Annotated in this window: 14 protein-coding genes; 7 read left to right on the top strand and 7 right to left on the bottom strand. The window is 72.9% G+C overall.

Features of this window, described 5'->3' with window-relative positions:
- The first annotated feature begins 116 nt into the window (after window positions 1-116).
- Window positions 117-2,252: an endonuclease/exonuclease/phosphatase family protein gene (locus OG792_RS06425; protein ID WP_329108279.1), complete on the top strand. Its 2,136-nt coding sequence runs from the start codon at window positions 117-119 to the stop codon at window positions 2,250-2,252.
- Window positions 2,253-2,282: 30 nt separating this feature from the next.
- On the opposite strand, the gene OG792_RS06430 is transcribed toward OG792_RS06425, so the two are convergent.
- The 5 genes from OG792_RS06430 to cofC form a co-directional block, all read right to left on the bottom strand.
- Window positions 2,283-3,161, bottom strand: coding sequence for an NUDIX hydrolase (locus OG792_RS06430; RefSeq protein ID WP_442932445.1), 879 nt, complete (start codon window positions 3,159-3,161; stop codon window positions 2,283-2,285).
- Window positions 3,149-4,678 (bottom strand): CYTH and CHAD domain-containing protein, encoded by a 1,530-nt coding sequence (locus OG792_RS06435; RefSeq protein WP_329108283.1) that lies wholly within the window; start codon window positions 4,676-4,678, stop codon window positions 3,149-3,151. Before OG792_RS06435 ends, OG792_RS06430 begins: the two co-directional genes overlap by 13 nt.
- Before the next feature lie 34 nt (window positions 4,679-4,712).
- Window positions 4,713-7,025, bottom strand: coding sequence for an RNA degradosome polyphosphate kinase (locus OG792_RS06440; RefSeq protein ID WP_442932446.1), 2,313 nt, complete (start codon window positions 7,023-7,025; stop codon window positions 4,713-4,715).
- A 307-nt stretch (window positions 7,026-7,332) separates the two neighbouring features.
- Complete coding sequence (locus OG792_RS06445; RefSeq protein WP_329108285.1) at window positions 7,333-7,536, bottom strand: cold-shock protein; 204 nt, start codon at window positions 7,534-7,536, stop codon at window positions 7,333-7,335.
- A gap of 89 nt (window positions 7,537-7,625) precedes the next feature.
- Window positions 7,626-8,246 (bottom strand): 2-phospho-L-lactate guanylyltransferase, encoded by a 621-nt coding sequence (gene cofC / locus OG792_RS06450; RefSeq protein WP_329108287.1) that lies wholly within the window; start codon window positions 8,244-8,246, stop codon window positions 7,626-7,628.
- 143 nt (window positions 8,247-8,389) lie between these two features.
- Between cofC and OG792_RS06455 the strand changes: the two genes are divergently transcribed.
- The 3 genes from OG792_RS06455 to OG792_RS06465 are packed head-to-tail and all read left to right on the top strand — an operon-like array spanning window position 8,390 to window position 11,293.
- The gene (locus OG792_RS06455) at window positions 8,390-9,136 is read left to right on the top strand and encodes a lysophospholipid acyltransferase family protein (RefSeq protein ID WP_329108289.1); all 747 of its coding nucleotides are present in this window, start codon (window positions 8,390-8,392) and stop codon (window positions 9,134-9,136) included.
- Window positions 9,133-10,131 carry an NAD(P)H-dependent glycerol-3-phosphate dehydrogenase gene (locus tag OG792_RS06460; protein ID WP_329108291.1) on the top strand — a complete coding sequence of 333 codons (999 nt, stop codon included), beginning with the start codon at window positions 9,133-9,135 and terminating at the stop codon, window positions 10,129-10,131. The genes OG792_RS06455 and OG792_RS06460 overlap by 4 nt, the downstream gene beginning before the upstream one ends.
- Window positions 10,132-10,162: 31 nt before the next feature.
- The gene (locus OG792_RS06465) at window positions 10,163-11,293 is read left to right on the top strand and encodes a cystathionine gamma-lyase (protein WP_329108293.1); all 1,131 of its coding nucleotides are present in this window, start codon (window positions 10,163-10,165) and stop codon (window positions 11,291-11,293) included.
- A gap of 151 nt (window positions 11,294-11,444) precedes the next feature.
- Here the strand turns inward: OG792_RS06465 and OG792_RS06470 are convergent, their stop codons facing one another.
- A complete protein-coding gene (locus OG792_RS06470; RefSeq protein WP_329108295.1) occupies window positions 11,445-11,666 on the bottom strand; it encodes a DUF397 domain-containing protein in 222 nt (73 codons plus the stop codon).
- 2 nt (window positions 11,667-11,668) lie between these two features.
- Window positions 11,669-12,514 (bottom strand): helix-turn-helix domain-containing protein, encoded by an 846-nt coding sequence (locus OG792_RS06475; RefSeq protein ID WP_329108297.1) that lies wholly within the window; start codon window positions 12,512-12,514, stop codon window positions 11,669-11,671.
- A 282-nt stretch (window positions 12,515-12,796) separates the two neighbouring features.
- Here OG792_RS06475 and OG792_RS06480 point away from each other — a divergent pair, with 282 nt between their 5' ends.
- The 3 genes from OG792_RS06480 to OG792_RS06490 all read left to right on the top strand — a co-directional run bounded on the left by OG792_RS06480 (window position 12,797) and on the right by OG792_RS06490 (window position 14,678).
- Window positions 12,797-12,919, top strand: coding sequence for a hypothetical protein (locus OG792_RS06480; protein ID WP_281278644.1), 123 nt, complete (start codon window positions 12,797-12,799; stop codon window positions 12,917-12,919).
- A gap of 216 nt (window positions 12,920-13,135) precedes the next feature.
- On the top strand, window positions 13,136-13,357 hold the full coding sequence (locus OG792_RS06485) for a hypothetical protein (protein ID WP_329108301.1): 222 nt from the start codon (window positions 13,136-13,138) through the stop codon (window positions 13,355-13,357).
- Window positions 13,358-13,577: 220 nt separating this feature from the next.
- Window positions 13,578-14,678 (top strand): D-alanine--D-alanine ligase family protein, encoded by a 1,101-nt coding sequence (locus OG792_RS06490; protein WP_329108303.1) that lies wholly within the window; start codon window positions 13,578-13,580, stop codon window positions 14,676-14,678.
- Window positions 14,679-14,735 lie beyond the last annotated feature (57 nt).

Genomic DNA, 14,735 nt, shown 5'->3' on the forward strand with positions numbered 1-14,735 from the left:
GCCGGCCGGTCGCGGGTCGGCGTTGCGGGCCAATCTCGGCGTACGGGCGTTGACCGGTCGATGGGATCGCCGGAGAATGGCCCGACCTCGTCCGCCCCGCCCCCACGGGAGTACCGGTGCGTCGTTCGGCCCCTGCGCTCACCGCCGCCGCCCTCGGCGTGCTGCTCCTCGTCGACATCCTGCGGGTCTGGCTGCCCTCGATCATCACCATCTTCGGGCAGGCCGCCTCCACCCCGGCCGAGCTGATGGGCGCCTTCGCCCTGCTCTGGTTCGTCCTCCCGCTCGGTGCGCCACCGCTGTTCCGGCTGCTCGGCGCCGGCCGGTTCACCCTGGTCGCGGCGGTCACCCTGGTCGGCTGCCGGCTCCTGTTGCCGGCCACCCCGGGCGGGCCGGCCCAGCTCTACCTGGCCAGCGCCGGCCTGCTCGCCGGGCTGGTCTGGTTGGCCGGACTGGCCACCACCGCACCGGTTGCCGTACCGGGGCTGGTGGTGGGGCTGGCGGCGACGACCGTACTGCACACCGCGCTCGGCACGCACGACCTCGTCTGGCGCGGGGGAGTGGACCTCCTGGTGGGCGTACCGGTGGCGGTGGCCTTCCTGGTCGCGCAGGTCCGGGCGCGGGACGCGGACCCGGTCGGTTCGGCGCGGCCGTGGCTGCTCGTCGGCCCGGCCCTGCTGCTCTGGGGCATGCTCGCCGGGTCGCCCGCGCTCGCCGCGACCGGCGCGTCCTACCTGGCCGGTGCCGCCGCCGGGTTCGACCGGGTGGCGGTGCCGCCGCCGGGCGGGCCGCTGGCGGTGACCGTCCTGGTCGCCGGCGCGGTCGGGCTGTTCCTGGCCACCGGGCTCGGGCCGGTACGCCAACGGGGTCTGCGCTGGCTGTACCCGGTCGCGCTGCTGGCCGGCACCGGCCTGTTCGCACTCAACCAGCCGTTGGCGCTGCCGTTCGCGATCCTGTTCGCCGCCGCCGGGCTCGGCGGCTGTCTGGCCCTGGCCAACGCCGTCGCGACGGTGTCCGTGGTGGACGACGCGATTGGTGGGGCCGGCGGGACGGATGGTGCGTGCGACGCCGACAGCGCCGCTGCCGGTGCCGAGGCCGACAGTGCCGGTGCCGGTGCCGACAGTGCCGGTGCGGGGGCCGACTCCGGCGGCGGGAACGTCGGCCCACCGCTCGGCGGCGCGGAAACCGTGGGCAACCGGCGGGGCTACGCCGCGCTGGGCGGGACCGTCGTCTTCGTGGTCGGCGCGATCGGTTACTACGCCGCCTACGACATCGGTTACCCCAACTCGGCGATACCCCTGCTGGTGGCCCTGTTCGTGGCCGTGGTCGCGATCCGGGGACCAGTCGGGGTCGGGGGAGCGGTCGGGGTCGGGGCGGCGAAGCGGGGAGCGGTCGGGGTCGGGGCGGCGCCGGTCGTACCCGAATCGGCCGGTGGTGGGGTGCGGGCGCCGCTGCGGTCCTGGCGGCGCACGACGGTGATCTCGGGAACCGCGCTCGCGGTGGTCGCCGGGCTGCTGACGCCGCCGGCCGCGGACGCCGCCGAGGACGCGGACCGCGACCGGGTACGGCTGGTCGCCTACAACATCCGGATGGGTTTCGGGCTCGACGGGCGGTTCGACCTCGACGGGCTGGCCGGGACCATCGCCGGTCAGCGGCCCGACGTGGTGCTGTTGAGCGAGGTCGACCGGGCCTGGCTGCTCAACGGTGGTCACGACACCCTCGCCCTGCTCGCCGGCCGCCTCGGCATGCGGTACACCTTCGCCCCGGCCGCCGACCCGGTCTGGGGCGACGCCGTGCTGACCTCGCTGCCGGTCGAATCGGCCGGCACGGTGGTCCTGCCGCGCCTGGGTGCGCCGACCGGTGCCCAGGCGCTCGCGGTGGTGCTCCGGGTCGGCGACGGCGAACTGGTGGTCGTCTCCACCCACTTCCAGCCCCCGCCGGACGACGGCCCGCTCGACCAGGCCCGTACGGCGGCCCGCTACGCCGTCGAGTTGGCCGCTGGGCGGCCGTTGGTGCTGGCCGGTGACCTGAACACCCAGCCGGGGGAGCCGGCGTTCCAGGCCCTGCTGGACGCCGGTCTGGTCGACGCGTTCGCCGCCGACCGGCCGCTACCGACCAGCCCGGCCGACCACCCGGTGGAACAGATCGACCACGTGTTCGTCGCCGGTGGACTCGGCGCGAGCGAGGTGGCCGCCGTACCGGGGACCGCCTCCGACCACCTCGCCGTGGCCGTCACCCTCACCCTGCCCCGCTGACCGGCCCCACCTCCCGCGCCCGGCCCGGCCTTACAGGCGGTCGGCGCCGAGCAGGCGGTCGGCGGAGAAGGCGAGCAGCCAGCCGCCGGCCTTCGGGGTGCGGTAGTCGGCCGGGGTGCGGGACAGGTGCGCCAGCGCGCCGGGTATCACCTTGCCCTGGCTGCACACCACGGTCGTACGGCCGTCCGCCGCCAGTTCGGTCAGCCGGGCGGCCAGCGCCAGCGCGCACTCGGCCACGTCCTGCCCCGGCTTCGGCTCGTCGAGATCGGAGTCCACCTCGATCGGCAGGTCGGAGAGCGCGGCCAACGGCTCCAGCGTCTGTACGCACCGTCGCGCCGTCGCCGAGCGCAGCCGTACCGGCCGGATCAGCGCTCCCAGCGCGGCCACCGTACGGGCCTGCGCCACGCCCTCGGCGTCCAGCGGCCGGGCGGTGTCCGGCCCCGACCAGATGCCCCGGCTACCGGCGTGCGCGTGCCGGAACATCGCCAGCACCGAGGTGACCGGGGCCAACGCGGCGAAGTCGCGCAACACCCAGGTGTCGTGCGCGTACGTCACCAGGCCGATCGCGTCGTCCACGGCCAGCCACCGGATGTCGTCCACCTCGGTCTCCGGCTCGAACCCGCCCTCGGCCACCGCCCGCATCCCCCAGTAGTCCACCCGCTTCGGCCGGCCCTCGCTGAAGTACCGCACGCTGCGCAACCGGGACTCCGGCACCGCCCGTACGCCGGCCTCCTCGGCGACCTCGCGTACGGCGGCGAGCAGCGGGTGCTCGTCCGGCTCCAGTTTGCCCTTCGGCAACGACCAGTCGTCATAGCGCGGCCGGTGCACCAGGCACACCTGCACGCCCCGCTCGGACGGGCGCCAGACGACGCCACCGGCCGCCCGGATCAGGTGGGTCACGGCAGCCAGTCCGTCCGGCTGCCCCTGGTGGTCTCGTCCCACGCCTCGGGGAAGTCCGCCCGGACCGCGCGGATCGAGGCCCGTTCCCGTTCGGCCAGTCGACCTGCGGTCACCGCGAGGGCGTGGTCGGTCGGGTCGGTCGCCGCAACCTCCAGCCAGGTGGTGGCGGCTACCGCCGCGTCCTGGTGCTCGCCGAGCAGTTCCTGCACCCGGGACAGGGACTTGGCCAGCTTCCGGGCTCCGCCGCCGAGCACCGGGGCGACCGCGTCCACCGCGTACCGGGCCTTCTTGCCGTTGATCCGTACCGCGTGCCACCGCTCGTCCGGGGCGAGCGGGTCGAGGTCGGCGGCGGCGTCGCTGCCCTTGCCGCCGTCCGCCAGCCGGCGCCACGGCTTGGCGGCCAGCTTCGGCAGTACGTCCTGCGCCCGCTCCCGCGCCGCCGGGGTCAGCTTCGGCTCGCCGGTGGCGGCGACCAGCGCCTCCACCAGGGCGGCGTAGCGGGCCGAGCCGAGCGCCTCGTCGACCGCGGTCAGCGCCCGTTCGTGCCGTTGCGTCAACACCGCGTCGATCCGGTCCACCGCCGCCGGGTCCAGCGGGCTGAGCGGGTCGGCGGCGGCGGTCACGTGCAGCCGGGCGCCGAGCACCTCCGCGTCGCGGGCCGCACCGAGCACGTCGGCGAGCCACTTCAGCTCGTCGCGCAGCGGGCCGACCCACTCCGGCCGCAGCAGCGACCGGAACGTACGCAGGTCGCTGCGCAGCCGCCGGCTGCCGACCCGCATCTGGTGTACGGCGGTGTCGTCGTCGCCGACCGGTTGGCGCAACCGGACCAGCGGGTCGTGTGTCAGTACCCTGCCGACGCCGCGCCGGATCGCGTTCGTCACCACGTCGGCGGCGCTGGGCTTGTCGGGCAGGTCGGTCGGGGCGACCAGGTCGGGTGCGCCGGCCGCCGCCTCGCCGAGCGCGCGTACGTGCTTCGGGGTGAAGCCGCCGGCCACCGCACCGGCCTCGCCCAGCACCGCCTCCACCCGGTCGAGCAGGTCCCCGTCGCCGCCCTTGCGCTCGACCTCGACCTCCCGGAACCGGGACCGCACCCGATCCCCGTCCAGCACCGACACCGCGTCGTCGGCGATCTCGGCGAGCACCCGGTCCGCGCCGTCACGCAGCTCGTACGCCTGCCGCACGCTGCGGACGACCGCGGCCGGCAGCAGGTCCGCCCCGCGCGAGTACGCGGTGACCAGCGCGGTCAGCTCGGCCGGCGTCTCCCGCCGCTTGCCGGGGCGGGAGATCTCGTGCCGGGTGCCGGGCACGTCGGACGGCAGCTTGACCGTCCACGGCAGTGGATCACCCTTGCGGTGGCGCAGCGACACACCGGCACGGGCCAGCCGCAGGTCGGCGGTGTCGAGGTAGGTGGCAGTGAGGGTCACCGGGGGCAGCACCACTACCCGGCCACCGGGCGGCACCGTGGCGGACAGGTCCGGCAGCGTGAAGTTCTCGTCAACCTCGTACTTGCGTTCCTCCTCCAACATCCGGCAAGCCTATCCACGCCGATGCGCCCGGCGGCTACTTCGCGGTACGCGCCACCCGGCGCAGCATCGCGTCCTGGAAGTCGACCAGCGGTCGACCCGGCTCACCGGCCCGCCGGCTCCACGTCCCGTCCGGGTGCAGCTCGAACGAGGCGACGTCGTCGCTCATCGCGGTGCTCAACACCTGGTCCAACTCGGCCCGCGCGACCGGGTCGGTCACCTGCACCAGCGCCTCCACCCGGCGGTCGAGGTTGCGGTGCATCAGGTCGGCCGAGCCGATCCAGAACTCGGCCGAGCCGCCCTGCGCGCCGACCGGTCGGCCACCGGCCGCCGCGTCGGCGGCCAGCGTGCCGCCGCCGTTGCCGAAGCGGAAGACGCGGGAGTGTTCGAGGAACCGGCCGAGGATCGACCGGACCCGGATGTTCTCCGACAGACCGGGTACGCCGGGCCGCAGCGTGCACATCCCCCGGATCATCAGGTCCACGTGCACCCCGGCCCGCGAGGCGCGGTAGAGCGCGTCCACGATCTCCTCGTCGACCAGCGAGTTCACCTTGATCTGCACCAGGCTCGGTACGCCGAGCGCGGCGTGCGCGATCTCCCGGTCGATCCGCTCGATGATCCCGCTGCGTACGCCGTCCGGGGCGACCAGCAGCCGGCGGAACCGGGTCTGCCGGCTGTAACCGGTCAGTACGTTGAACAGGTCGGTCAGGTCCGCCCCCACCTCCGGGTCGGCGGTGAGCATGCCGAAGTCCTCGTACAGCCTGGCCGTCTTCGGGTGGTAGTTGCCGGTGCCGATGTGGCAGTAGCGGCGGATCTGGTTGCCCTCCTGGCGTACGACCAGGGCGGTCTTGCAGTGCGTCTTGAGCCCGACCAGGCCGTAGACGACGTGGCAGCCGGCCCGCTCCAGCACCCGCGCCCAGCCGATGTTGGCCACCTCGTCGAACCGGGCCTTCACCTCGACCAGCACCACCACCTGCTTGCCGGCGGCGGCGGCGTCGATCAGGGCGTCCACGATCGGGGAGTCGCCGCTGGTCCGGTAGAGGGTCTGCTTGATCGCGAGCACGTTCGGGTCGGCGGCGGCCTGCTCGATGAAGCGCTGCACGCTGGTCGCGAACGAGTGGTACGGGTGGTGCACCAGGATGTCGCCGTCGCGCAGGGTGGCGAAGACGCTGCGCGGCACCTCGCCCTCGACCAGGCGCGGGTGGGTCGCCGGGACGAACGGGCGTTCCTTGAGATCGGGCCGGTCGCACTCGTTGTAGACCTGCCAGAGCGAGGAGAGGTCGAGCAGCCCCGGCACCCGCAGCACGTCCTGGTCGTCCATGTCGAGTTCCCGGACCAGCAGGTCGAGCACGTGGTCGGAGATGGAGGAGGCGACCTCCAGGCGTACCGGCGGGCCGAAGCGGCGCCGGGCCAGTTCGCGTTCCAGCGCCTGGAGCAGGTCCTCGTCGCGGTCCTCGTCGACCTCCACCTCGGCGTTGCGGGTGATCCGGAACAGGTGGCACTCGGCCACCGTCATGCCGGGGAAGAGCTGGTTGAGGTGGGCCGCGATCAGGTCTTCCAGCGGCAGGAAGCGCATGCCGGGGGTGTCCCGTTCGACCCGGACGAAGCGGGGCACGTTGTTCGGCACCTTCACCCGGGCGAACAGCTCCGGCCCACCGTCCGGGTCGCGTACGGCCACCGCCAGGTTCAGCGACCGGCTGGAGATGTACGGGAACGGGTGCGCCGGGTCGACCGCGAGCGGGGTGAGCACCGGGAAGATGTGTTCCCGGAAGTACGTACGCAACCGTTCCCGCTCCGGGGCGGGCAGTTCGGCCCAGCGGATCAGGTGGATGTTCGCGGCGGCGAGCCGGGGCACCACGTCCTCGACGAAGCAGCCGGCGTGCCGGGCGACCAGGTCGGCCGTCTTCTCCGAGATCAGTTCGAGCTGGGTACGCAGCGGCAGCCGGTCGCCGCCGCGTAGCGGCAGTCCGGCCTGTAGCCGGCGCTTCAGGCCGGCGATCCGGACCATGTAGAACTCGTCCAGGTTGCTGGCGAAGATGGCCAGGAACTTGGCGCGTTCGAGCAGTGGGGTGGTCGGGTCCTCGGCCAGGGCGAGGACCCGGGCGTTGAAGTCCAGCCAGGAGAGCTCCCGGTTGAGGAACCGGTCCTCGGGCAGCGGCTCGGCGGCGGGCGGCGGGTCGTCGGCCGGCGGTGGGGTGCCACCGGCGCCCTGCTCCGCGCCGTTGCCGTCGGACCGGACGAATCGCCCGTTCGGCCCCCGGTGCGGGGTACCGGTCGGAACGAGTGGTTCGGAGCCGGGCAGCGCGGCGCGAGCAGAATCGGGCAGCGCGACGCGGGGAGAATCCGGCAGCGCGACGCGAGCAGAGTCCGGCAGCGCGACGCGGCCGGCGTCCGGTAGCGCGGGACGGGGAGAGTCCGGTAGCGCGGCGCGGGGGGCGGTGGTGGCCAGGGCGCGACCGGTCGACTGGGGGCGAGGGTGGGCGGGCGGGGTGCTCACCGCTTCATCATTGCCCGAACCTCGTGAACGTAAAATGAACTTGCCGTCTTCGGATCACGGCAAGTCGGACAATGTGCTCGCCCGGCCCCAGTTGATCCGGCCATCCGCCGCCAAAACAGGGCAACTTCGGGATGATTTCTCCCGGTTGGTCCGCTGATGATTACACCAGGCCGGGGATCGTGATCCGGGTTACGTCACCGTCGCCGGAGCCGCCGTACTCGATCCGCACCCGCTGGCCGAGGCGGAGCAGCCGCAGCCCCGAGGCGTCGAACGCCGCGGCGGGAAAGACGACCTCGGTGCCGTCGTCCAGCAACAGCGTGCCGGACCGGGTCTGCGGGTCGTACGTCGCCACGGTGCCCTGCATGCTCAGCACCGTACACCGGGGGTGGTGGCCCCGGACGGCCCGCCGGCTCGGGTCGAGGGCTCGCAGCGCGACGCGGCCGGCCGGGTCGGTCAGGGGAGCAGGGCGGCGGTGTGCCGGCCGAGGCCGAGTGCCGCCGCCACCAGCAGGTCGGCGCGGGTGTCGACGTCCCGGCGCAGGGTCGGCCCGGCCCCGGTGAGCGCGAGCGCCCCGGACGCCGCGTGCGCCGCCGCCGACGCCCCACCGAAGCGCGGATCGAGCGGTACGCCGGCCGGCGCCGCCAGCAGCACCGTACCGGTGCCCGGGGCGTCCGGGGCGAACCATCGCCGCCGGGGCGGACCGGCCGCGGCGGCGGCCAGTGCGGCGGTCAGCTCGGCCGACCGCAGGGCCGGCAGGTCGGCGGTGAGCGCGGCCACCGCCACCGGGCCGACCAGGGCCGCGCCGGAGGTGAACGCGCTGTTCAGCCCGCCGGTCGGCGGGTCCGGGGTGATCCGGGCGCCGAGTGCGCGCAACGCCCGGCCGGCGGCTATGTCGTCGGTCACGACCAGCACCTCGACGACCGCCGGACTGGCCAGCGCGGCGCTCACCGTGTCCAGCGCCAGGGCCAGTGCCAGCGACTCGTGCGTTACCCCCGGCAGCGCGCCACGCAGCCGACTCTTGGCCGCGCGCAGCCGCTTGACCGGCACCACCACGGTCCAGCTCGGTTCGGTCACCCGATCATCCTGCCAGTCGTGGGCACCGGCCCCTCGCTGGCCGTACAGGGGGCGAGCAGGCATGATTTCGCTGCGGGCCGGGGTGGTTGGGCGGCGCCGGGGCGGCCGGGGCCCCCGGTCCGGGTAGACCGAGGAGGGGCATAGTGGCAGGGCGCAGGCTGGGGTTCTGGCGGCGGTTCGCCATCGTTGCGGTGAAGCCCGCACTGCGGGTCTGGACCCGGCGGACCTGGGCCGGCATGGAACACCTACCGGCCTCGGGTGGCGTCATCGTCGTGCCGAACCACATCTCGCACGCCGACCCGCTGGTGGTCGCGCACTACATCAACGACGCCGGACGGTGGCCGCAGTTCCTCGGCAAGGCCAGCATCTTCCGGGTTCCGGTGGTCGGCTACATCCTGCTCCGGTGCCGGCAGATCCCGGTCGAGCGGGGCACCGTCGACGCCGCCCGGTCGCTGGAGACCCTGGTCGCCGCGGTCAGGGACGGCGGCGCGGTGGTGATCTACCCGGAGGGCACCACCACCCGCGAGCCCGACCTCTGGCCGATGCGGGGCAAGACCGGTGCGGCGCGGCTGGCGCTGGCCACCGGAGCCCCGGTCGTCCCGATCGCCATGTGGGGCGCGCAGAAGATGTTCGACCCGCGCAACTCCAAACTCAGCCTGCGCCCCCGGATCCCGGTCACCGTTGTCGCCGGAGCACCGGTCGACCTCGGCCGGTGGGCCGGCGCGGCACCGACGAAGCAGGTACTGGACGAGATGACCAACGAGATCATGCTGCGGCTGCGCGACCAACTCGCCGAGATCCGGGGCGGCACACCACCGCCGATCTGGGCGCCGACCGGCCAGCACCGGGCCGTGGGCGAGTCCGAGCACCACGCCGGGGACGCCGCGTGACCGGCCACGCCGTCGTCCTCGGTGCCGGTTCCTGGGGTACGGCCTTCGCCAAGGTGCTCGCCGACGCGGGCCGGGACGTGACCATCTGGGCCCGTCGCGAGTCAGTGGTCGAGACGATCCGGACCGCCCGCCACAACTCCGAATACCTGCCCGGCATGCGGTTGCCGCAGCGGGTGACGGCCACCACCGACGCCGCCGCCGCGATCGCCGGTGCCGATCTGGTGGTGCTCGCCGTACCGTCGCAGACGCTGCGCGGGAACCTGGCCGACTGGGCCGCGTTCATCGAGCCCGACTCGACGCTGGTCTCCCTGATGAAGGGGATCGAGCTGGGCACCACCAAGCGGATGAGCCAGGTGATCATGGAAACGGCCGGGGTGTCGGAGGACCGGGTGGCGGTCGTCTCCGGCCCCAACCTGGCCCCCGAGATCGCCCTCGAACAACCGGCCGCCACCGTGGTCGCCTGCACCGACATGGACCGGGCCACCCTGGTGCAGGGCTCGATCACCACGCCCTACTTCCGCCCGTACACCAACGACGACGTGATCGGCTGTGAACTCGGCGGCGCGGTGAAGAACGTCATCGCGCTCGCGTACGGCATGGCGACCGCGATGGGACTGGGCGACAACACCAAGGCCACCCTGATCACCCGTGGGCTGGCCGAGACCGCCCGGCTCGGCGTGGCGCTCGGCGCCGACCCGCTCACCTTCGCCGGCCTCGCCGGCATGGGGGACCTGGTCGCCTCCTGCTCGTCCCCGCTGTCGCGCAACCGGACCTTCGGCGAGCATCTCGGCCGGGGCGAGACCCTCGAACAGGCCCAGGTGGCGACCCGGCAGACCGCCGAGGGCGTCAAGAGCTGCCTGGCGATCCGGGACCTGTCCCGCGCCCACGGGGTGGAGATGCCGATCACCGAGCAGGTCGAGCTGGTCTGCCACGAGGGCGCGAACCCGCGGCTGGCGATGGCGGTGCTGATGAGCCGCAAGCCGAGACCGGAATGACCACCGAACCGCCGTACGAGCTGGAGAAACAATGATCGACGAGCAGGACCCGCGCGGCTACGGCGACGGCACCCGGTGTGTGCACGCCGGACTCCCCGAGCCGGAGCCGGGACAGCCGTTCCTGCCCGGTCCGGTGTTCGCCGCGCCGTACCACCTCGACCCGGCGGCCGGACCCTCGGCGAGCCCGAACGGCTACGGTCGGCCGGACAACCCCACCCGACGGTCGCTGGAGGCGGCGATCGGGGAACTGGAGGGGGGCGACTGCCTCGCCTTCGCCAGCGGGCAGGCGGCGATCAGTGCGGTGCTGCTGGCGCTGCTCAAGCCCGGTGACGGCGTGGTGCTGCCGACCGACGGCTACTTCCCGGTACGGGCCTTCGCCAGCTCCACCCTGGCCACCATGGGCGTACGGGTCGAGTTCGCGCCGACGGTCGGGCCGTACCCGTCGTTCGAGGGGGTCCGGCTGCTGCTGCTGGAGACGCCGGCCAACCCCGGTCTGGACGTCTGCGACGTGGCCGAACTGACCGACCGGGCGCACGCCGCCGGGGCGCTGGTAGTGGTCGACAACACCACCGCCACCCCGCTCGGCCAGCGCCCGCTCGACCTCGGCGCGGACCTCGTCGTCGCCTCCGGCACCAAGGCGTTGACCGGTCACTCCGACCTGCTGCTCGGTTACGTCGCGACCCGGTCGGCCGAGCTGCTGGAGCCGCTGCGGGCCTGGCGGGCCACCACCGGCTCGGTTCCCGGCGCGTTCGACTCCTGGCTGGCACACCGGTCGCTGGCCACCCTCGACCTGCGGCTGGCCCGGCAGAGCGCCAACGCGGCGGCGGTGGCGGTGGCGTTGCACGAGCGGGCCGACGTGACCGGTCTGCGCTGGCCGGGGCTTGCCGGGGACCCGTCGTACCCGGTGGCGAGCCGGCAGATGCGTCGGGTGCCGGGCGTACTCGCGTTCGACCTCGGCGACGCCGACCGGGTGACCCGGTTCCTGCACGCCGCCAAGCTGGTCTTCGCCGCGACCTCGTTCGGTGGCCTGCACACCAGCGCCGACCGCCGGGCACAGTGGGGCGACGACACCCCGCCCGGCTTCGTCCGGCTCTCCTGTGGCGTGGAGGACACCGCCGACCTGGTCGCGGACATCACCACGGCGCTCGACGCGGCCGGCTGAGGTCGGGCGACCCACGCGTACGTGAACGGCGGAAGCCCCGATCGAGGTGATCGGGGCTTCCGGTGTTGCTGGTCGCGCTCGTCGGTCGGGGCCGCCGAAATCCCCCAAGGGACCGTACGGGCGCTCGCGGATCAGGTGCGGGTGCCGCCGGTCAGTCGATGATCCGACCGGTCGGTACGGCACCGGCGAAGGCCGACCAGGCGGTGGCGGGGAAGGTCAGGATCGGGCCGCCGGGATCCTTGGAGTCCCGGACGCCGATCGCCTCGGTGGTGACGGCGAACTCCACGCAGGCGCCCTGGTCGCCACTGCGGCTGCTCTTGCGCCAGGCGGCGGTCGCGAACGCGGCCATCGTGGTGGTGGTTGGAGCGGACATGTCTACTGTCCCTTCAGGAGGTTGGAGATCAGCTTGTTGCTCTCCTCCGGGCTCAGGGCCACGGTGCGGAGATGCTGCATGATCTTCGTGCAGGTGTCCAACTCGGTTGTGGTGTCGAAGGAGAGCTGTCCCGCGACGGTCTCGACCGAGGCCAAGGGTTGATCATCTGGGCCGAATTCGAGGATGTGCAGTGATCCCCTGGTGCCGCGGTGGTAGCCGGCGGAGATCGGGATCACCCCGATGGTGACGTGCGGTATCTCGGAGAGCTTGATCAGGTGTTCCAGTTGCTCCGCCCAGACGTCGTCGCCGCCGACCTTGCGCAGCAGCGCCACCTCGTCGATCACCGCGTCGAGAACCAGCGGATCGGGGGTGGCGGTCAGCCGCTTCTGGCGGTTGAGGCGGAACTGGACCCGCCCCTCGATCTCGTCGTCGCCGAGGGTGTGCGGGCCGCCGCGCATGATCGCCCGGATGTAGTCCGGCGTCTGCAACAGTCCCGGCACCAGGGACGGTTCGAACGACTGGATGGCGGTCGCCTCGGACTCCAACGCGATGAAGTCGGCGGTCTTGCGGTCCAGCAGGTACGAGTACGACACCCACCAGCCTGGCTTCTTGGCTTCCTTCGCCAGCTCGATCGTGTTCTTCAGCTCGTCACCGTCCACGTTGTAGTGCATGAGCAGGGCGCGGACGGTCGCCGGGCTGGGCAGGCTGAGGGCGTTCTCGTATCTGGACAGGGTGCTGCGGGTGCTGTTGATCTCCTCGGCCGCGCGTTCGAGGGTCAGTCCGGCAGCCTCGCGAAAGGACCTGAGGGCGATGCCGAGGCGGCGGGCGCGGGCGGTCTTCGGTGCCATGAAGCGAGTTTGACACACCTCGGCGAGAAAGTGTGCATGAGAGATCTCCCGTGAGAGTTGCATTCACGCTTTCACGGATGGCAACCTGTGTTGGCGTCCTCGCTGCCGGTGGTCGTGTCGACGGTGGCGGCGAGTGACGGAAAGGGGAATGAGGCGCACGGTGGTCGGGGACTCCCCCGTACCCGGCCGCCGTGTGCCCCACCGCCGCGGACCCGGAGGTGTCGGATGACAGCGACCCCCTGTTGGCCTCGTGTTTCACGGTGCCGATGGTGTACGCGACCGGTGCTGCGCGACAACGACGGCGCGTGGATCCACGCCGACCTGGCGTACGTCTGCCGGGACCGCTCCGGCGGCCTGGCCGGCACCACGGCCGAACCCGAGGCGGTGGCCCGCCATGCCGGCTGACCAGGACGAGGAGCAGGACCAGTGCCCGCAGTCGCGCCCGCAACCGAGCCCGCAACAGCACCTGTGTCGGCCCCGGTGCCCACAACCACAGCCATCCCCGCATCCACGGTCACGCCGGCAGGCACGGTCACGCCGGCAGGCACGGTCACGCCGGCACCTGCCGCGGCCCGGCGGTGCCGCCTGGTCCGCTCGATCAGCGCCGGTAGGCCGCCCGTGGTGACCCGCTACCTCGTCGTCCTCACCGACGTCCGCCCGCTGAGCGTCGAGGGGCGCAACGAGCGGGTGGAGCCGGAGCGGCGCCGCCAGGTGGTCGGTGCCACCAGCCGCGACGCCGCCGACCGGATCGCCGGCGCGTTCGCCGCGCTCGGCATGGTCCGGGCCGGACGGCAACGAGTCAAAGTCATCGCCGTCGGACGGCGATGTCCCGAACCGCACTGAACGCCGGGGTCCCCGGTGGTCGAGGTCCCCGACCACCGTGACCCTGGCCCGCGCCGCCCCGGGGCACCGGCTGGTGCCCGCCCGGCCGAGAGCCCCGGGGCGGTCCGCGGAACCGCACGTGCGCCACCGCTCCATACCATCGGCCGGGGTGAGCCTGCTCCTTGATCGAACTCCCGGCCTATCGACCCGCACGGCAGCCACGCAGAGTAGGGTCACCCGCGTGACAAGCCCACGGAAGACCCGCATCGCAGTCGTCTTCGGCGGTCGTAGCACGGAGCATGCGATCTCCTGCGTGAGCGCCGGCAGCATCATCAGCGCCTTGGATCCGGACGAATACGAGGTGGTGCCCGTGGGCATCACCAAAGCCGGCGAATGGGTGCTGACCAGTGGTGACCCACAGCAATTGGTCATTACTGAACGTAATCTTCCGGAGATCACCGCGAATTCCGGTTCCTCCGTCGTGCTGCCGGCCGACCCGACCGGCCACGGCCTGATGGTGCTCGACCCCACCGAGGGACCGGCCGCGCTCGGCGACATCGACCTCGTCTTCCCCGCCCTGCACGGCGCGTACGGGGAGGACGGCACCATCCAGGGGCTGCTGGAGATGGCCGGCATTCCGTACGTCGGGTCCGGGGTCTTCGCCTCCGCCGCCGCCATGGACAAGGAGTTCACCAAGAAGCTCGCCGTCGCCGAGGGCATCCCCACCGGCCCGTACGTGGTGCTGCGCAGCGGGATGACGCTCACCGAGCAGGACAAGGAACGGCTCGGTCTGCCGGTCTTCGTCAAGCCCTCCCGCGCCGGATCGTCGTACGGCATCACCAAGGTCTCGGACTGGGCCGACCTGGAGGCGGCGATCGTCACCGCCCGCCAGATCGACGCGAAGGTGCTGGTCGAGGCGGCGATCGTCGGCCGGGAGATCGAGTGCGGGGTGCTGGAGGGCGAGGCCGGCGGCGGCCCGGAGGCATCCGTACTGGCCGAGGTCCGGGTGGCGAACGACCGGGAGTTCTACGACTTCGAGGCCAAGTACCTCGGCGACGCCTGCGAGTACGACATCCCGGCCGTACTGCCCGAGCGGATCACCCGGCAGGTCCAGGAGTACGCCTGCCGTACCTTCACCGCGCTGGACTGCGCCGGCCTGGCCCGGGTCGACTTCTTCGTCACGCCCGACCTGGACATCTACCTCAACGAGATCAACACCATGCCGGGCTTCACCTCGACCTCGATGTTCCCGCAGATGTGGGCGGCGGCCGGGTTGGAGTACCCGAAGCTGGTCGACCGGTTGATCCGCACCGGCCTGCGCCGCGGCACCGGCCTCCGCTGACCCGCGTGGCCGGGCAGCCGGGTCCGGCTTTCGCTCGGGCGGTTCGGGCGGCTTTCC

The sequence above is a fragment of the Micromonospora sp. NBC_01699 genome (assembly GCF_036250065.1).
Classification (GTDB): domain Bacteria; phylum Actinomycetota; class Actinomycetes; order Mycobacteriales; family Micromonosporaceae; genus Micromonospora_G.